Source organism: Mumia spirodelae, assembly GCF_050632745.1.
Taxonomy (GTDB): domain Bacteria; phylum Actinomycetota; class Actinomycetes; order Propionibacteriales; family Nocardioidaceae; genus Mumia.
The window spans coordinates 51,387-69,376 of record NZ_JBODSD010000004.1; the positions used below are offsets into that span (position 1 = coordinate 51,387).

The 17,990-nt window shown below is 65.9% G+C and carries 15 protein-coding genes; 7 read left to right on the top strand and 8 right to left on the bottom strand.

All coding sequences use genetic code 11. From position 1 onward, the window contains the following. Positions 1 to 181: 181 nt before the first annotated feature. Entirely contained in the window at positions 182 to 2,197 is a 2,016-nt protein-coding gene (locus ACQSSQ_RS18210) for a sulfatase (protein ID WP_431328539.1), read from the bottom strand. Between the two features lie 199 nt (positions 2,198 to 2,396). Here ACQSSQ_RS18210 and ACQSSQ_RS18215 point away from each other — a divergent pair, with 199 nt between their 5' ends. The 4 genes from ACQSSQ_RS18215 (at position 2,397) to ACQSSQ_RS18230 (ending at position 4,847) form a co-directional block, all read left to right on the top strand. Beyond that, on the top strand, positions 2,397 to 3,122 hold the full coding sequence (locus ACQSSQ_RS18215) for a hypothetical protein (RefSeq protein ID WP_431328540.1): 726 nt from the start codon (positions 2,397 to 2,399) through the stop codon (positions 3,120 to 3,122). A gap of 91 nt (positions 3,123 to 3,213) precedes the next feature. After that, positions 3,214 to 4,161, top strand: a complete 948-nt coding sequence (locus ACQSSQ_RS18220) for a hypothetical protein (protein ID WP_431328541.1) — start codon at positions 3,214 to 3,216, stop codon at positions 4,159 to 4,161. An 18-nt stretch (positions 4,162 to 4,179) separates the two neighbouring features. Further along, the gene (locus ACQSSQ_RS18225; protein ID WP_431328542.1) at positions 4,180 to 4,422 is read left to right on the top strand and encodes a hypothetical protein; all 243 of its coding nucleotides are present in this window, start codon (positions 4,180 to 4,182) and stop codon (positions 4,420 to 4,422) included. After that, the gene (locus tag ACQSSQ_RS18230; RefSeq protein ID WP_431328543.1) at positions 4,419 to 4,847 is read left to right on the top strand and encodes a TA system VapC family ribonuclease toxin; all 429 of its coding nucleotides are present in this window, start codon (positions 4,419 to 4,421) and stop codon (positions 4,845 to 4,847) included. Before ACQSSQ_RS18225 ends, ACQSSQ_RS18230 begins: the two co-directional genes overlap by 4 nt. Before the next feature lie 34 nt (positions 4,848 to 4,881). Here ACQSSQ_RS18230 and ACQSSQ_RS18235 read toward each other — a convergent pair whose 3' ends face one another. Further along, complete coding sequence (locus tag ACQSSQ_RS18235) at positions 4,882 to 5,082, bottom strand: hypothetical protein (RefSeq protein ID WP_431328544.1); 201 nt, start codon at positions 5,080 to 5,082, stop codon at positions 4,882 to 4,884. A 26-nt stretch (positions 5,083 to 5,108) separates the two neighbouring features. On the opposite strand from ACQSSQ_RS18235, the gene ACQSSQ_RS18240 reads away from it, so the two are divergent. Beyond that, the gene (locus ACQSSQ_RS18240; protein ID WP_431328545.1) at positions 5,109 to 5,654 is read left to right on the top strand and encodes a CGNR zinc finger domain-containing protein; all 546 of its coding nucleotides are present in this window, start codon (positions 5,109 to 5,111) and stop codon (positions 5,652 to 5,654) included. A 75-nt stretch (positions 5,655 to 5,729) separates the two neighbouring features. On the opposite strand, the gene ACQSSQ_RS18245 is transcribed toward ACQSSQ_RS18240, so the two are convergent. Together ACQSSQ_RS18245 and ACQSSQ_RS18250 are read right to left on the bottom strand one after the other, a co-directional pair. Continuing rightward, complete coding sequence (locus ACQSSQ_RS18245) at positions 5,730 to 7,640, bottom strand: hypothetical protein (RefSeq protein ID WP_431328546.1); 1,911 nt, start codon at positions 7,638 to 7,640, stop codon at positions 5,730 to 5,732. A 65-nt stretch (positions 7,641 to 7,705) separates the two neighbouring features. Beyond that, positions 7,706 to 8,632, bottom strand: coding sequence for a MurR/RpiR family transcriptional regulator (locus ACQSSQ_RS18250; RefSeq protein ID WP_431328547.1), 927 nt, complete (start codon positions 8,630 to 8,632; stop codon positions 7,706 to 7,708). Between the two features lie 110 nt (positions 8,633 to 8,742). On the opposite strand from ACQSSQ_RS18250, the gene ACQSSQ_RS18255 reads away from it, so the two are divergent. Continuing rightward, on the top strand, positions 8,743 to 9,252 hold the full coding sequence (locus tag ACQSSQ_RS18255) for a hypothetical protein (RefSeq protein ID WP_431328548.1): 510 nt from the start codon (positions 8,743 to 8,745) through the stop codon (positions 9,250 to 9,252). A 420-nt stretch (positions 9,253 to 9,672) separates the two neighbouring features. Here the strand turns inward: ACQSSQ_RS18255 and ACQSSQ_RS18260 are convergent, their stop codons facing one another. From ACQSSQ_RS18260 to ACQSSQ_RS18275, 4 genes are all read right to left on the bottom strand, one after another. After that, positions 9,673 to 11,040: a restriction endonuclease gene (locus tag ACQSSQ_RS18260; protein WP_431328549.1), complete on the bottom strand. Its 1,368-nt coding sequence runs from the start codon at positions 11,038 to 11,040 to the stop codon at positions 9,673 to 9,675. Between the two features lie 118 nt (positions 11,041 to 11,158). Continuing rightward, positions 11,159 to 14,107 carry a Z1 domain-containing protein gene (locus tag ACQSSQ_RS18265; protein ID WP_431328550.1) on the bottom strand — a complete coding sequence of 983 codons (2,949 nt, stop codon included), beginning with the start codon at positions 14,105 to 14,107 and terminating at the stop codon, positions 11,159 to 11,161. Between the two features lie 4 nt (positions 14,108 to 14,111). Continuing rightward, positions 14,112 to 15,095 carry a PD-(D/E)XK motif protein gene (locus tag ACQSSQ_RS18270; protein WP_431328551.1) on the bottom strand — a complete coding sequence of 328 codons (984 nt, stop codon included), beginning with the start codon at positions 15,093 to 15,095 and terminating at the stop codon, positions 14,112 to 14,114. Between the two features lie 9 nt (positions 15,096 to 15,104). After that, positions 15,105 to 16,604 (bottom strand): ATP-binding protein, encoded by a 1,500-nt coding sequence (locus ACQSSQ_RS18275; RefSeq protein WP_431328552.1) that lies wholly within the window; start codon positions 16,602 to 16,604, stop codon positions 15,105 to 15,107. Between the two features lie 437 nt (positions 16,605 to 17,041). Between ACQSSQ_RS18275 and ACQSSQ_RS18280 the strand changes: the two genes are divergently transcribed. After that, positions 17,042 to 17,980: a NaeI family type II restriction endonuclease gene (locus tag ACQSSQ_RS18280; RefSeq protein WP_431328553.1), complete on the top strand. Its 939-nt coding sequence runs from the start codon at positions 17,042 to 17,044 to the stop codon at positions 17,978 to 17,980. Positions 17,981 to 17,990 lie beyond the last annotated feature (10 nt).

Consider the following 17,990-nt stretch of genomic DNA (forward strand, 5'->3'; position numbering starts at 1 on the left):
CGTCGACGCCGTGTGCCCGCGGGCTGATGCTTCGATATCTCGTAGATATCTTCGCTTTGCTGGGTGATTGGAAACTAGCAGCGTCAGCGCGCGGGTGGCAAGAGGTCACGCACGACAACGCCCCGCCGCAGGCAGCGGCGGGGCGTGGTCTGAGTGTTCGGACGTGTGGGGCGTGGGGTGGCTAGCTCCTCGCGCGGTGCGCGGTGATCCCGTCGAGGGTCACCGTCCCGTCGTCGAGCCGGACGCTCGCCGCGTACCGGTACGAGGCGCGTACGGCGGGGTCGGCGAGGTCGATCGCCCCACCGACGTCTACCGAGTAGAGGAACTCCCAGCCACTCCCCTGGTCCGCGTACGCCGTCGCCGCGGTGCCGCGGAGCACGAACGCGTAGCGGGCGGCGGGGCCGGTGAGGTCGACCGAGCCGTCAAGGTTGCCGAGCGGCTCGCCGCCGGCCGTGATCAGCTTGCCGTCCAGGCGAAGGTCCCAGCCGACCCGGTGCAGGCCGTTGTGGTAGCGGAACAGCAGGTAGTTGCCGGCGTCCTTCGCCAGGCCGACGAACACGGTGTCCTGCGTCCCGGCCTCGGCGAACGTGCCGGGATCGAGCACGATCGCGACGGCGTCGGAGCTCGGTGACACGTCGGAGCGGAACACGAGGTGGGTCAGCTGCGACGACGTGACGGCCAGCTGCCCGTCGCGGACGGCGACCTCGCCGCGCTGCACGCCGACCGGGAGGGTAGCCCATCCCGTGAGGTCGCCGTCGAAGGTCTCGTCCAGCTCGAGGTACGGGTACGCCGTCGGCGAGGGCGGCGGCGGGAGCACGTCGACGTCGTCGAGGTGCCGCCGGAGGGCTGCGCGCAGGATGCGCTCCGTCACGACGTTCTCGCCCGAGATGTCGGTCGTCTCCCCCGGGTCGCGGGCGAGGTCGTACAGCTCCGTACGCCCGTCGCGCAGGTACTGGACGAGCTTGTGCCGCCCCCGTCGTACGGCGGCGTGCGGGTGCGTGCTGCCGATGAAGTGCGGGTAGACCCAGAACAGCGTGTCGCGGTCGACCGGGCGGCCGCGACCGGTGAGGACGGACGCGATGCTCGTCCCGTCGAACTCGTCGCCGGGCCGCCCGCCGGCGAGGTCGAGCGCCGTCGGGAGCACGTCGATCGTGCTGGTCGGCGTCGCGTCGTGGCGGCCGGGACGGATCGTGCCCGGCCACGACGCGATCAGCGGCACCCGGATCCCGCCCTCGTACAGCTCGCCCTTGCCGCCGCGCAGCGGGGCGTTGGCGTCGCGATAGGGACCGCCGTTGTCGGACGTGACGAGCAGCAGGGTGTCGTCGGCGATGCCGAGATCCGTCAGCGTCGCGACGACGCGGCCGACCTGGTCGTCGATGCTCTCCAGCATCGCGGCGAGCGCCGGGCGGTTGGGCGACTCCCCTGCGCCGGGCTTCGCCTGGTACTTGGCGAGGAGGTCGGGCTTCGCGTCGAGCTTGGTGTGGACGGCGTAGTTCGACAGGTGGAGGAAGAACGGCTCGTCGCGGTGGCGCGTGATGAAGTCGACGGCCTCCTGCGCGAGGCGGTCGGTGAGGTACTCCCCTGGCTCGCGCGCCGGCAGGCTCGGCATGAAGAAGTAGGGGTGGAAGTAGTCGCCGTCGGCGATGTACTGCTCCTCCGACGCGATCACCTCGTCGAACCCGTGCGCGTACGGGTTGCCGGGGCGGCTGCGGTAGTCGCCGGAGTAGCGCTCGGTGAGGTGCCACTTGCCGATGAGCCCGGTGGTGTAGCCGTACGGCCCGAGGACGTCGGGCACCGTGGGGATGTCGGTCGAGAGGTGCTTGTCGCTCGGGGCCGGCTCGCCGCGGAGGAAGTCGGTGATGCCGGTCCGCGCGGGGTAGAGCCCGGTCATCAGCGCCGCGCGGGTCGGCGAGCACAGGGGCGCGGCGGCGTACGCGGAGTCGAACTGCAGGCCTTCGCGGGCGAGCCGGTCGATGTGCGGCGTCTCGTTGAAGGTGTTGCCGTAACAGCCGAGCTCGTCCCAACCGAGGTCGTCGATCGAGATCACGAGGACGTTCGGGCGGCGTCGTCCCGCGGCCTCGGCGCGCGCGAGGGCGCTCGGCGCGATGGTGACGGTGAGGGCGGTGGCCGCCAGCCCACGGAGGACGGTGCGGCGGGATGGATGGAGGACGTGCTCGGGTGCCTCGGTGGAGGGCATGGAGACGCGTCACCTTTCGCTCGGGAGTCGGTGGGGTCGCGCAAGCCGTTCGAGGCTAGGGGCTCGGATGCGGGCGGGCGAGGGTCTTGGTCACCGTGAGCGGAAGTCGGCGGTGACGTTGGGGAACCCGCGTCATGACAACCATCGTCGAGCGTCTCTCTCCCAAGACCTTGTCACGAACCATCGCTTGGGAGTCCTCATGAAGCGCGCCGTCGCCGTCGCCGCATCCACCGCCATCGCCTCCGGTCTCGTCCTCGTCGCGGGAGCGGCGCCGAGCTCCGCCGCCACGACCGGGAGCGCGCGAGCTGCCTCGGGCGTGCTGTGGGACGACTGCTTCTACCACCGCGCCTCGTACTCCGTCGGTGCGGCTGCGAGCGCCGAGTACTGGAACCTGGACCTCAATCTCATCGGTCCCGACGGTCGCAATGCGGGCGGTGACTACCTCTTCCAGGGCACGGACCCCGCTTCCGGCACCGCGTCGTTCTACTTCTGCGGCGGTATGGACCGACCGGGTACGTACAAGATCCGCGGCACGATCACGGCGTACGACGCCGACTACAACGAGACCACCTACGCGATCCCGACGAGCTCGTTCACGATGCGGCAGCCTCGTACGACATCTGCCCTCGCCGCCAAGCCGAAGAAGACGCGGGTCGGCAAGGTCGTCCGGCTCACCGGCACGAGCAAGGTCGAGCGCCCGAACGGCTACTACGCGCTCACCACAACGCGGGTGCGGCTGCAGCAGAAGGTCAACGGCACGTGGCGCAACGTCAAGGCCGCGGAGTACACGAACTACGCCGGCCGTACAGCGTTCCGGGTGAAGGCCAAGAAAAAGGGCACGATGTCCTTCCGCCTGCGGACGCCCTCGTCGAGCACCGAGACCGGGTCGGTGTCGAAGGTCGTCAAGGTCCGCGTCCGCCGCTGACCCTGCGCCGGCCGTCCACAGGGTGCGTCACCGCCGCGCGCCCTGTGGACGGCGCCCGCGCGCCCTGCGCCCGCCGCGCCACGGTGGACCTATGACTGATCCTGAGACCGATGGCCCCACCGACTCCTCGTATCTCGGAGACGAGCTCGCCGAGATCGTCCGCGAGGCACCGCGCACCCCGCTGCGTGTCCTGATCAAAGCAGCGCGCGATCAGATGCCCGATCGCCCGTTCCGCGACGTCGACGTGCTCAACGCGATCTCGCGGCTGAGCATGCTCGTCGGATATGCCGACGGCACCGTCAGCCATCTCGCGGACGTGCTCGACGGATGCATCTTCACCCAGCGCGTACGATCCCCCACCGCGGGTTGCACCACGCTCCGCGGCGGCATGTCCTTGCTCCCGATCGAGCTGCTCATCCACGAGGAGCACGAGCACGGTCGCCCGCTCGAGGTGTCCGTCTCGCCGTTCGGGGACGAGGTCCTGGTCGGGCCTCCCGGTTGGCTACCAGACCTTCAGCCGTATGAGCTCGTCGGTCTGCGGTGGACGGATGGCGCGGTCGTCGCGGAGCGGGTCGAGGAGCCGATCCTGTCGCCCGAACGGATCGCGGAGCTCTCCGAGCTGCTCGCCGACCACTACCGCAAGCAGGAGTGGTGGGGATTCGGCGAGCGAGGCTTCGACGCGAGACCGGGCGACGTCATCCGCGCGGTCGCCCAGGCCAAGCTGGAGGTGCCGTCACTCTTTCGCGACCCCCTTCCTCCGCTCGCCGAGCTCATGTACGACCCGCTCGACCGCGACCAGGACAAGTTCCTCTGGCGCGAACGGGCCGCCGTCCTCCATGGATTCAACGTGAGCTTCTCGATCCAGGGGATGCCAGAGAACCTGCATCACGAGCTCAAGCGGCGGTCAGACGTCTACGGCATGTCCTTCGACCAGTACGTGATTGCGGTGCTCGGGCACCTTGCATGGCGGACGCCGTTCGCGGAGGACCTCGGTCCCGTCGAGCAGTGGTGGCCAGAGAGCCCGGTTGACGAGGCTTGATGCGCTAGCATCATGTGCGTGCGCACCACGCTGGATATCGACGACGACGTGCTCCGGGCCGTGAAGGAGCGCGCGCGGCGTGAGCGTCGAAGCGCGGGCGCCGTGATCTCCGAGCTCGCACGGGACGCGCTCACACGTGCGGCCGGCACGGCGAGCCGGCGCGGTGACGACGACTTCTTCGGCTTCTCGCCGCTACCGCACCGCGGCTCCGTCGTGTCCAACGCCGCGATCGACGAGCTTCGCGAGGAGATCGGCGAGTGAGGGCGCTGCTCGACATCAACGTCCTGCTCGCTCTCCTCGATCGCGACCATGCCGACCACGATCGGGCACGTGCCTGGCTGACCGACGAGATCCGCCAGGGATGGGCGTCATGTCCCCTCACGCAGAACGGGTTCGTCCGCGTCATCAGCCAACCGCGATACCCGAGCCCCGTCCCAGTCGCGCAGGCGATCGAGCTGCTGTCCCATGCATGCGCCACCGAGCATCACGAGCTCTGGCCGAACGCCCTCAGCCTGCTCGACGACGACCACTTCGCGCACACGCGGATCCACGGGCCGCGGCAGGTGACGGACGTCTACCTCCTGGCGACCGCGGTGGCTCAGGGCGGGAGGTTCGTGACCTTCGACCGCGCGATCCCGCTGTCAGCGGTGCCCCGCGCGACCGCCGAGAACCTCGTCGTCCTGTAGGAGCGCGCGCGTGCGGGCGATCCCGTATCGGCGATCAGACGACCTCGCGACTCGTGGCGACCGGCGGCACGTCCGGGTGGGGCAGGAGGTCGACCCGCCGTACGCCGCACTCAGAGCACCGTACGTAGTGGACCATCCCCTCGGACGTGGCGTGGCGGGACTCCGTACGCCAGCCGTGCTCGTGGGTGCGGACCTGCTCGTGCGAGGTGGCGTCTGTGCGGTGGCATGTGCTCATGAGGTCAACGGTGCTGTAATGGTCTTATGCATCTCAACCCTTACGGCGAGTACGCGGTGCTGCTGGCCGCGTCGCTCGCGAACGACTGGCCCGATGACCGCGACGGCATCGCCGCACGGGCCCGCGAGCTGGGCATGACGATGACGTTCCCCGTGGGACCCGACGATCACGCAGGCACCCGCCGCGTCATCGACGACTGGCTGACGATCGTCGACGCCACCGATCCGACCGAACGCGCGCGGCTCCTCAACGCGCAGATGGCCACGGTCGCCGCGTACCCACGACTCACCGACCACAACCGCGAGGGCTGGCACCTGCACTATCGCGACGACAACGACGCCCTCCCCCACGTGCTCCGCGCCGTCATCAGCGTCGGCACTGCCCTGCACCTGACCACGCGCGGCATGCACCGGCTGAGCCGCTGCGAAGCCGGCAACGCCCCCGACGATCCCTGCACCAACGTCGTCGTCGACGTCACCCGCAACGGCCGGCAGCGCTACTGCTCGGTCCGGTGCGCCAACCGCGCCGCCGTACGCCGGCACCGCGCGCGCTCGGTCACCGCCCGCGCGTAGCGCAGCGGGCGCGCAGTCGGACAACGCGCGTGTGCGGGCGATCCCCCCATCGCCCGCACACGCGCGGCTCGCGGGTTACCGCGCCCGGAGCAGCACCGACTCCCCCGCCTTCAGGTTGAGCTGGCCGTCGCCCGCGCTCTCCCAGCGGTCCTCGTCGGGCACGTACGCATCGGCACCGGCGGGCAGCGTCAGCCGTACGCGGGCCCGCTCGTGGCGGGAGTAGTTCGCGACCAGCGTGTGGAGCGTGCCGTCGGAGTCGGTGAAGCGGCCGAGCACGACCGGGTCACCACTGACCGCCGACACCAACCCGTCCGCCGCGAACGGGTCGAGCCCGGCCGGTGGACTCGCGATCCCCGCGGCCTGGACGGCGGTCGAGGTGAGTCCGAGCATCTGCTTGCCGAGCGGGGCGAGGAACGTCGTGTTGATCTCCTTCGACCAGCGGTACAGCGCCGTACGCTTCCCCTCGACCGTGATGAGCCCGGTCGTGAACGCCTCTCCGCGGGCCGGGTCGGGGGTCCAGTACGTGAAGTACTGGATGCCCTTGCACCCGTAGGCGAGGCTGATCGAGATCTGCCAGAGGATGTCGGCCTTGGTCGGGATCGCGTGGTTCGCGTAGCCGACGCTCTGGATGTAGACCCACGAGTCGCGTCCGTGCTTGAGCGCGGCGGCGCGCACCTCGGCCCAGTTCTGGAAGTAGCCGAGGTCCTCGCCGTTCGCCACGATCGGATAGCGGTCGAACGAGAGCACCGGCGACTGGATGTCGCGCGCGGCCTGCTCGTACCCGGCCCCGAAGCCCGGCAGCATGTTCACGTACGACAGCGCGTCCGGGTACGCCGCGTTGGCCATCGCGACGGCCTTCGCCATCAGCGGGAGCTGGCCGACGCCCGGCTCGTCGTACAGGTGCATGCCGGCGAACGACGCGTACCCCGATCCGGCCGGCAGCCGCCACGCGCTCAGCCCGCCGTCGAAGTCGTCCTCGAAGAGCGTCGCTCCCCCGGGGCCGGTGATGACGACGTTGTCGAAGTACGCCGACTCGGGGCCGGCCTCGCGGAACCCGGCCGAGCCCGAGGCGAACTTGGTGTCCGTCGTCGTGTCGACCAGGACGCCGTCGATGCGGGTCGTGAACGTCGAGCCGCTGACCGTCGTCTCGACGTGGTAGCTCTTGCCCGGCTCGAGCTGGTACGGCAGCGCGACCTGCGTGACCGTCGGTGCGCCGTTGACGAACACCGCCTTCTTGAGCACCGCCTTGCCGTTGGAGCCCTGGGTCGAGAGCAGCCACACGTACGCGTTGCCCTCGTCCTTGACGCGGAACGCCCAGCCGGCCTGCGCGTATCCGCCGACGCCGGTGCGCAGCGGCTCGGTGTCGAAGGCGAACGTGTAGTCGGTCCAGGCCGACCCCTCCGCGACCCAGCCGATCGACCCGTTGCCGCTGCCGCTGGAGATGTGGAGGCGACCACCGACCGCGCGCCACGCGGGGGCGTACCGGTTGACCGCGGCGGTGATCCGCTGGCGCAGCTCGTCCTCGCTGATGGTGTTCGGCTGGGCCGGGTCGCCGACGTTCATGTTCTTGAGGACCCACTTGATGTCGGGGTCCTCGACGAGCACCCGCACGCCGGCCTCGTCGGCGACGCGGAGCATGTGGGTGGTGATCTGGACGTCGGAGTTGGAGTAGTTGCCGCCGTGGACGTAGCCGAAGCCGGCCTCCGCGATCTCGCGGTAACGCTCGACGGTGGTCTCGGTGGGCGGCGGCGGCCAGAACAGGCCGATCGGGAAGCGGCCGTCGTTCAGGAGCGGGCCGCCGGTGGTGCCGGTCGCGGCTCCGGCGGCTGCGACTGCGGCGGCTGCTGCCGTGCTGGTGGGCGCAGCGGCGTTGGCTGCCGACGCTCCTCCGAACGGGTTGACGACGCCGGCTGCGGCCAGCGCTCCTCCGATCTGGAGGATGGAGCGGCGGCTGAGGCCGTGGGGCTGGTCGGATTCCGGGGTCATGGTTCCTCCAGGTGTCAGCGGGTGAGCTGCGTGGATGTGCTGCGTGGGTGGGTCAGCGTGGTGGGTCAGCGTGCGTCGGTGCGGGTGGAGCGGGTACGGCGTTCGGGGCGGCGCGGTCGTACGGCGCGCTCGGTCTCGGACAGGAGCTGGACGGTGCGGTCGTAGTCGTGCTGGCCGACGGCGAGGTAGAGCATCTCGACGACGGCGAGCTCGGAGTGCCGGGACGCGAGCGGGCCGTCCTGGAACGTGGTCTCCTCGGCGACGGTGACGAGGACGTGGTCGGCGAGCGTGGCGAGGCGCGAGCGCGGTCCGGCGGTGATCGCGACCGTGTGCGCGCCGTGGTCGCGTGCGGTGGCGAGCATGTCGAGCGTCTCGTCGGTCTCGCCGGAGTACGAGACGGCGATCGCGACGTCGCGGTCGGTGAGCTGAGCGGCGGCGACGAGGCCGTCGTGGACGTCGGCGTACGTCCAGCACGCGACGCCGATGCGGCCCAGCCGGAGCTCGAGCTCGCGCGCCATCACGCCGCTGCCGCTGACGGCGTACACGTTGACGCGGGTCGCTCCGCTGATCGCTGCGGCCGCCGCCGCGACGGCGTCGAGGTCGAGGCCGGCGAGCGTGGTGTGTACGGCGCGGGCCTGGACCGCTTCGAGCGTGCGGGCCACGTCGGCGAGCGAGTCGTTGGGGCCGATCTCGCGGCTGATGTCGGCGTTCCAGCTCCCGTACGCCGTCGCGGCCGCCTCGGTGATGACGCTGACGCGGAGTGCTGGGTAGCCGTCGAGGCCGAGCGCGCGGCACAGGCGGGAGACGGCGCCGGTGGACGTGCCTGCGCTAGCGGCGAGGTCGTTGATCGTGCCGGCCACAGCAGAGCGCGGGTCGTCGAGGATGCGCTGGGCGGTGTGGCGCGTGGAGTCAGGGAGGTCCGGGAGAAGGAGGCGCATGCGCGCGAGGACGCCGTCAGGGGCGATCGGCTCTGTGGCGGAGGTCACAGCCATGACAAGAACTATCGCGTTGTGCGGGCCGTTGCGCAAGAGCCGATATTTCGTTTCGGGTGCACCCGTCAAATGCGGGCGACAGAAATGACGAGCCTCGGCATCCTTGAGGGATGTCTCACGGCCCCATCCGCAAGCTCATGGTGAAGCTCAACCCCCTCCTTGTGCGGGCCGGCTTCTCCGAGGCTCAGGGCGGCGGTGACACCGCCCTTTACTGCGCCGCGTTCGACGACATTGCAGACCGCTACCCCCACCTGCCCCAAGCACACGACGAGCAAGCTGAGGCCATGTCGTTCGCTTGCGTTGACCTGACCTTCGATCTCGCAGCCGGCGGGCTGCTTAAGAGCATCCAGTTCGAGAGCTACGACCTCGAGGACACGCTCGCGCTCACCGGCGCGACCGACGATGCCTGGCTGGTGCTCAACGCGTACGACCAGCCGGTCGGCGAGGTGGTCGACACGCTGCACAATGTGCTCGCCCGGCTCTTCGCGACCCAGAATGCCGATCGCCCGCGCACCTACGAGGCCGGAGTGACAGTGGTCGACGATCAGCTCGAGGAGGCCCTACGCGCGAGGCGCCAACGCCGACTTGACGACCCCCGTCGGGAGCCGCCTTTCGCATAGGCACGCGGTAGACGAGACTCGTGCGCGTGGGCTGATGGGGTGGCCAGTTGGAAGATCCGCGTGAGAGGTTGGGGACGCGAGCTGGGCACCGCTTACACGGACCGTCACCACACCTCGACGACGAAGATGGGCATGGGTACTGACTAGACGCGCGCTGGGCGGTTACCGACCGGAGCACGTCCTTCGGACATGGCCCGATGCCGTCGCTGCCGTCGCGGTGCCAAGCGGGTTACTGGGAGGCGCGTCGAGCGGATCGGAGGGCGACGGAGACGAGTCAACAGCGGCAGGAGTGAGTCCTAGACAGGCATGCACTCCACCGCGGCTCTCATTCCGTCAACCAAATGACGCGAATCTCTCATTGCGAAGCGCAGCCGTACCGGCCATGAAACGGGCTCCGACGGCGCATTGGGCATCGAGCAGCTACATGGACAGGACCTCCTCAGGCCGGCGGTGCGTCACGGCCGTCCCGTACCCGTCGACGGTGGTCTCCAGGAGCGCGCCAAGATCCCCTCCGTGGTTGGCCTCGGCCATTTGTCTGACCGCGGTCGCCAACGTCCGGCCCGAGATGAGGACCACGGGGTACTGATCGTCGATGATCTCGACTTGGGCCTGTCGAGAGAATGACCCCGTGGTGACGTAGACGCCAATCCAACCCCGTCGCAGGCGGGCGACGACGCGCGCAACCTGCTCCGGCGAGATCAAGGAGGTCGGCAAGATGCACTTCGCCTGGCCGAGCACGACTACTGGAGTACTCGCGGCGAGGGAGCCGACATCGATGCGTCCAATGAAATCGACCCCGCCGTCGCCCGAGGACCGTGACAACCAGCCCTCCTTGTAGCGCGCTCCGGAATCACGAAGTACCGCGGCGGCGACCCTCGACGCGAGTAGCTCGAAGGCGTGTTTTCGGCCGTCGTAGAACGCGTAGACCTCCTGCAGGACCCGGTCTTCCGCACTCCCGGATTCCGGCTGCTGATCCTTCGTCGAACGCACGGCGCTTGCGAGGACGCGCCGGCGGATCCCTGGAACGGCGATGCGTCCTTGTTTCACCCACCGAATCCAGGATTCGGGCGCATACCTCAACGCCTGCTCCGCAGTCAGTTTGTGGTCTCGCCTGTCGTCAATCCATCGCAGGTCGATTCCGTCGACCTCTCCACCGGATACCACTGCCAGGTCAAGAGCGAGATTCGGAAAGCTCCGCCCGGTCGCCGGGTCGCGCTGCACCACGTGCTCCAGGCGTTCGATGATCGCGGCGCCGCAGAACTCGACGTGCCCCTTGACGACGGCTCGACCCTCGCGATGAATGGTGACACTCCTGAATAGCAAGAGCGGCGGGGCCAGCAGACGCTCTTCTCGGCTTGTGCCAGCGTGGAGTCGCGTGGCTTCGAGGAGCATGCGGTTGCCCTTGGTAGCTCCAGGCAATCCGGCGGTTCTCGGCTTGTGGTCTCCGAAGTACCGCACGTGACCGTGGTCAAGATCGAACTCGTCGTGCCAGGGATTAGTCTCGTGGCCCGCCTTCCACGGACTTGAACGGATCGCAATCAGAGCCCGCCTGCCGCCGTCCGGCGCCGCCACCTCTGCGGGCGAGTTGATGCCCGCCTCGAGCATCACCATCGGGCGGCCAAGATGGGCGGGGCTCATCAGCCAGTGGTAGTTCAGAAAGCCGTCATGATCGACATGAACTTGGTTCGAGCGGCGGGCGTACCGCAACTCGTCGTGAACCAAGACGAATCGAGGGCCGCTGCCCGTCGAGAACCCGGGCCAGCCCATGTCCACCCGCAACTTTTCCACGCGCGCCCCTTCCCTCTCCCGGTCGGAGATACCAAGCTAGCGAGCCGGGACCAGCCACGATGGTCAATCGCTCCCACCCACACGCTGACGTCGTGCTGGCAACCCATCCGGCGCCGGGCTACTCCAAGTCGACAGTGGCGTCCCCTTCATGCGACTTGACTCGAACGGTCCATTGGACCAGATCGCGCTTGTGGGGAGTTGCCGATGCTGGAACTGCGAACGAGAGCAGCGGAACCACATTGTCAGGCGCCAACCTCCCTAGCTTGTGGCCGCGGTTATCTTCAGGTCGATCATCGGCGAGATACACGAGGACGACACCACGGCCGGGGGCGCCGGGGAGCCCACGCACGTCCTCGCCACGGGCAATTGCCTCGAGCGCCTTCGTGTGCTTCCTGTCCGAACCGATGAAGTCGATACGGGGGTCAGCGCGACGCCGGCGTGTGACGACCTTGGACTCGCCAAGGCCTGCAAGGTTGACCGAGCCTGCGACCTTCGTGGGCTGATGCCACGCAACCACCCACTCCCTAATCCGGCCGTCAGAGGTTGCGTGCTCAAGAAAGGTCTTGAACGGCGTGATGACTTGCGCATAGTCCGGGTGCCATGTGTATTGCTTCAGCAAACCCATGAAGTCGGCGGCAAGGATCGTCCCGATCTTGAAAGTCTCTTGCCCGGTCGTGCGGTCCTCCAGCACAAATTGCAGGGCGAGCGTCTTGTCAGCGTAGCGGAGAAGCGGAACTCCAACCGCGCTCAGGTTCGAACCGTTCGCAGCATCGCCCCGCGGCGGCAGACTGAAGCGATCTTGGAATCCGCCCGCCGTCGCCTTCGCCGCCACGACAGCGTTCCACATCTTGTTACGTGCCGTTGGCTTGAGCCAAGGGAGATGCTGGCTCACGAGCGGCGGGATCTGACGGGGTTCGAGCCGAGGCATTCCGTCCTCATCGAAGCCTTCGTACTGTTCGAGTTCTTCGCGAAATGCCTCCTCGTCAAGGAGGAGGGCTTCGAATGCGTCGTAGAGGTCGACTGTGCTATCGCGTCGGATGTACAGCCGCACGAGATCCTGGTACCCGGGCCGGAAGCCAAACCACCGACCAGCTTGCATTAGGGTGTCCGCTTGGCCAGCTTTCCTTCGAAAATAGGATACCGTCAGACCCTCTACCGTGAAGCCCCGGCTGAGTTGCGTGCCACCGACCAGTATCCGCCAGACCTTATCGGCCTCGAAGTCAAGCTTCTTCTGCTGTGCCTTGATCTGAGCGTCCGAGTTGACAATGAGGATCGGATCGCCGTCGATCATTATCTGCGCATAGGCCTGTGCGATGAACGGCTTCAGTTCATCGAAGGACGACGGCACCGAGGCACCCGCGGAGCGCGCTAACATCACCGGATGATAGTCGGCATCGTAAAGTTTCTTGAGACGCGCGTGTCCCTCCGTCGACGTGAACTTCGACCCATGCCACAAAGCTCTGACGTCCATAGCCATCGCCTCGTGCTCGGCTCGCTTTACTGACTCGTGAACAAGCATGGTGTGATGCCGGTACTGTTTCGCGTCGGTGGTTTCTCGAAATTTCTTGATCGCCCCTGAAAGAACCCAGGCATCGATTGCCTCCTGCAGTTCTTGGATTCTGCCAGTCGGATTGGTTGCCGCGTCGCCGAAAAGCCCGCGAACGTGCGCCTTCTCATTGGAAGTCGTAAAGGTCTTCTCATCGTCATCCCACCTCTGACCGAGGTCGTGAAATTCCTGCACGCCCATGTATCCCGGAGGCCTACGGAGTGACAACACGAAGTCGGATGGGAAGAGGTCGCGTTCGTCGTCAGGGTCGACGAACACATTGGCGAAGGGCGTCGCCGTGTATCCGACATATTGGGCCCGATGGCAAATCGTGAGGATATCCGTTATGAGACGATTGATCGTCGTGCGTTCACGATTCTTCGCCGAGTTTTTGTTCCACTTGGCTGGGTTGGTGGTGTCGACCGAAGCCTGATCAGACTCGTCATCGATGATGAGCACAGGCAGTTGCGCTAAATCTCCCTTATGAGGCTTTAGGTCGGCGAGCAGCTTCTCCAAGGGCGCTTTATTCTTTTTGATGACAGCAACATAGGCATCAGCGTTGAAGAGATTAGAAGGATCGTTCAGTGGCTTCTGCTTATCCGTCCGGAAGAACCGCAACTTTGTAAGACCCTGCGGCAGGCGCTTGTAGTCGCTCCTATGGGTCGTGACCCGGTCGACGTGCACTACACCGGGCTGGGCGAGCGCCGCGCCGTGCTTGACAAACCTGTCCGCAAGCCAGTCCTTGTCCTGCTGGTAATCGAGCTCCCGGGCGACCATCGGATCGGTCGGATCAAGACCGCGAAGGATGTTCTCCCGACCGATCAGCTCCATATCCATCCGTCGTTGGGTCTGCGCACGAAGGATCTCAATCGTTCCAGTCAAGACGATGATCAGGCGGTACCCGGCATCGACCGCCTTGGCAACGACCCCAGTGAAGTTGGCAGTCTTGCCACTCTGCACGTATCCGACTACTAGTCCCTTCGTCTGCTTGACCTCAGCTCGAACTGGATCGCTGAGCCGTTCGACGACCTCAGTCGTTGTCTGATCGAGAGATGCGATCGCCGATGCGTCCCAGTTCTTGACGTCGCGCAGGTAGGTCTCGTAGGCGTCCCAGTAGACATTGGTACGCTCTTTTCGTGCGTTGGCGTACCAAGGCTGGAAGACCTTCGAGATGACAATCGCTGGCGCTTCATAGACCGGGAAGTGTTCCGCGAATGCGTCCGTCATCGCGCTTGAGATTCGTAGCGCAGCGTAGATGGACTCGCGCCGGCCCGCAGTTCGCGCAACAGTATCTAGCGTTGGGTCTTCGTCGGAGTCCCACTTAGCCAGCGCCAGTCTGATCTGGGTGCAAGTCGGGTCGTTGACTCCGGCATTGTTGAGGAAGTCCAACAGTTGGGCGTCCGAGACGACCGTACCCGACATCGCGGTGAGGAGCTCACCTAACGGCGCCGGTCGCTGATGCGCGAGTGCGAGGAAGACATTCTTGAGGGCGTCGGCCCAAGCAGGGCGCTGGTACGTCACGGCGTCAATTCTCCTTCGCTTCGGCAAAGTCGGCCAGTGGATAAGGAAGCGAGTCATATTCGAGGTGGGTGAGGTCCAGTCTGTAGGAAACATCCGATATCAGACCGAAACTCGGGATGACCGGACCGACGACGTCGGGCGTCATCAATGGGAAGTCTCCGCGCACCGCGTAAGCCCGCGGTTCGTTGCGGAGGACCCAGGACGTGGGATAGAGATCAGCATCGGCGGTCCGCCACCCGAAGGTGTCGAGCTTAGCGTCGACAGCGACTTGGTGTCCGCCAGCCAGCGAGCGGATCTGTGCGATCAACTGCGGCAGTGTACGTCCCCAGTCGGGCGCGCTCCGGGTGAGCTGAATTGAAAGAAGGCTGAGTGGCACGCCGCGCACGGCGACGAGCTGGTCCATGCCGTGAATCACGTGCCTGCGACCGTCGCCGCTCGTCGTCTTGACCTCGACATCAACCGAGCCGAGCGTGAAGTCGTGTTCCTCCGACAGCGGCCCCTGCCATGCTGCAATAGCCGGACCAGCGCCCATGACGGGGATCAAAAACTCGAGGAAGAGCAGTTCACCGAAGAGGCCCACCTCCTTCTCCGTGGTGAGCGCTCCCCGGCCAGCCAGCACCTCGCGATGTCGTGCGACCCCAGCAGCCACAGCAACTGCCAGCGGGAGCTTTTGGACCTGGAGCTGGTCGGCGATTGTGGCGAGCAGCCCGTACGCGCCGTGTACGTTTCCAGCGATCCGTACCGTAAGTTCTGCCAGGTCTTCTTCTCCCGAGGAAACTGCGTCGAATCCGACGTTCAAGAGATTTGCGACCTCGGGTTCCGGCTTCTCGTACGCCGTGATGAGCGTGATGAGCCCGTTCCTCGGATCGAGCCGGAGCCGGCACGGTGGGTCTCCCTCGATCGGTAGCATCATGGGGGCGCCGCTGCTCCAGAGTTGATCGAGGGTCGTGAACGTTAGGTGTCGGGCGTCGTCCGGCGAAGCGGTCATCCGTTCGTCCTACTCCCCGCGCATGCGCGCCTCGGCCATCACCGCAGCGCCGAGGACGCTCTTCCAGAGCGCGATCTCATCCTTGTCCCTCGAGCCAAGATGCCGCCCCTCGAAGACCTCGTGTGTCAGCAAGAACATCAATGCCTTTAACACAGGTGCGTCGTTGAGGCTTCCCCCGTGCGGCGCAAACAGTGGGCGGTAGCGGCTGTTAAGCCAGAGAGTCTTGGTTGACAGCTGAACGTCGAAGAACTCCTCGGCCGGCATGCGCCGCCACTTGAGGTCGATCGAATCACCATCGATGAACGGGAGCTCTTTGCCAATACGCTTGCGGAGATCCGGAGCGAAACCCTTGTCTGGGCGAATAACTGGCCGTCGCCGACGCTTCCGTTTGTTGGCATTGGTGTAGACCGACTCGGCGACCTGCAGGTACTCGATGAACGTGGTGCCGTCAGTGGCCGCCGCTCGACCGATGGCGTCGTGGAAGATCGGCTCGAACTTGAGCCCACTCTTCTCTGGGTTCATGGTGAGGAACGAACCGATGGCCTGACCGTCCTCCAACACGACGCGAGCCAACTGTCGTGCGGGACTTGGATTTGCCGTGTCGGACCAGCCGCCAGCCTGCAGCAGCCGATCATTCCGATAGATGTAAAAGCCTTGAAACTGCTCGCCGGATTTTGTCCCGATACGGAACCCGGTGATGTCGGATTTGGCTGGCCAGACATGACAATTCAACTTGACCTGCGTGTCGCCTGCCTTCGCAATCAGGGCCTTCGGATAGGCAGGGTGCCCGGTCGTCGCATATCCGAACGGATCGATTGGAAGCACCGGTACCCCGGGGGCAGCCAACGCGTCGCCTAGCTCGTCGATAAGCACATCGATGTGGAGGCGTCCATCTGTCAGTAGACGATGAAACGTCACTCCCAGGTGCGCCCGCAACGCTTCATTCCGGGTCGCGAGCCATCGGCGAGCCTCGTCAGAAGCATTGCCACGGTAGGCATTGCGCACCTCCGTCCATATGATCGACGTCCCAACGTCCGAGCCAATGATGGCGCTTCTGTGCTCGGAATGCTCCATCGCCGCCTCGGACGAAAGCACCTCACAGGTGAAGTCCTTCGAGAAGTCGGCTCGCCGGATTCTGCGACCGACAGGTGAAGCGTCGAGCTTGGTCGACCAGACGGTCAGAGTGTCAGCGTGCCCGAAGGAGGCTGCCTTCAGACCCATGCCAAAGTGACCAAGATCGTTCTGACGATAGTCTCGTTGGTGGCCGATGGTCATAGCTGCGTTTATGGCGTCTGAATCCATTCCTCTGCCGTCGTCGAGGACCTCGACCTGAGTGAGTCGATCCCTGCGTGTGAGCAATCGCACTGACACGCGCGTCGCTCCAGCGTCGACGCTGTTATCAACCAAGTCGGCGACGGCAGATTCCAGAGTGTGATTCGCGCCTAAGCTCCTTACCAGTCCCGCGTCGGGAGCGAGCCTGATCCGCTGGACAACGTCATCACGCTCCATCTGAGTCGCTCCTGTTGGCCCGAGAGGCGCCGATGTTTTCCCACACGGTCCTCGTACTCGATTCAAACAAACTGTGCATCCTCTCCGCGCCCACGTCGAGCGCGGAGTCGCCGCTGCAGACACACGAGGGCGCCGCGGTGAACCTGCATTTCACACTGATCCCCCGGTCTCAAACCGTCGCAGCCAGGCGCCGGCTCCGACGACATGCGTACTACTGAAGCCCGACAGAACCCGCTGACCCTTAGGTGACCACGTCGAATACCGCCTCACAACACACATGGTTCCAGATGCCGCACTGTCGCCGCCTCAGTTCGACCAGATCTGGATCGGTGCCATTGTCCCCTCCCCGTTCCAGATCCGTGCCGCGACATGCCTCACTATGCAGGCGGCTCGAAGCCCGCGTGAACGCATGAGCGATCCCTAGATAGGTTTCAGCTGTGCCGCGACCTCTGAAACCAGCCCTCGCCAAACCCGGTGACGAGTGTGTCTCCGACCACTCAGGGCCGCCACACGCCATCTCTCATCCAGCCGACGACCACGACCTCCAGCAGGTGCTCACCTGGCTAGAGAGCAGGCCGGTCGAGCAACTGATGACTGTTGCTGTCGTCGAGGCGATTGAGTACGTGCTTGACGGTGCCAGAACGTTCCGGTTCGATCTCGAATCACCCGAAGTCGATTCTGATGAGAGACGCACCGTCGGAGTGAAGCTTCAGTATCGGATCCTCGAGGCGTTCGGCCTACCGAAAGAGCGCCCGCTAGACACAACCATCCTCGGGGTCCCTGTCGAGCTGAAGGCAACGATCGGCGGCAACTGGGCGATCCCGCGGGAAGGCCAGTGCCAGATCTGCCTTCTCACGCAGGTTGACGCCAAGAACGATCGCTACCGAACGTTCCTCATGCGTACGCACCGCCGTTGGCTCAATGAGGGCAAGAACCAGGATTCAAAGCGGACGATCCGTGCGGACGCACGAGACGCTTACGCCATCCCGGTCGTCGCATGGACACCACTTCCCCGCAACCCTCTGAAAGACCTGACGCCCGAGCAAGTCGCGGTGGTCTTCGAGCCTCGGGTTGGAATCAAACGGCGCGTGACGGCGCTCTTCGGGTTCCTACCAGAGGTCGTGATTCCGCGTGTCGCGATCGAGACGGTGGCGGCGATGGCGAAGGATCCGCTCCGTCGTGCTCGGCAGGCCAAGCCGGACATCTTCTTCAATCACGACCTCGTGGTGCTCATGGGCACATGGACCCCCCAGCGGGAGCTCGCCGCCGAACACGGATTCGATCTATCCGGAGACGCCTGGGTTGCGGTTCGTCCCGAGACTCTCGGCGCCGACCTCGCAGCAGCTAAGGCGATGATGGATCGGACGGACAGTTAGCCCGAGGAAA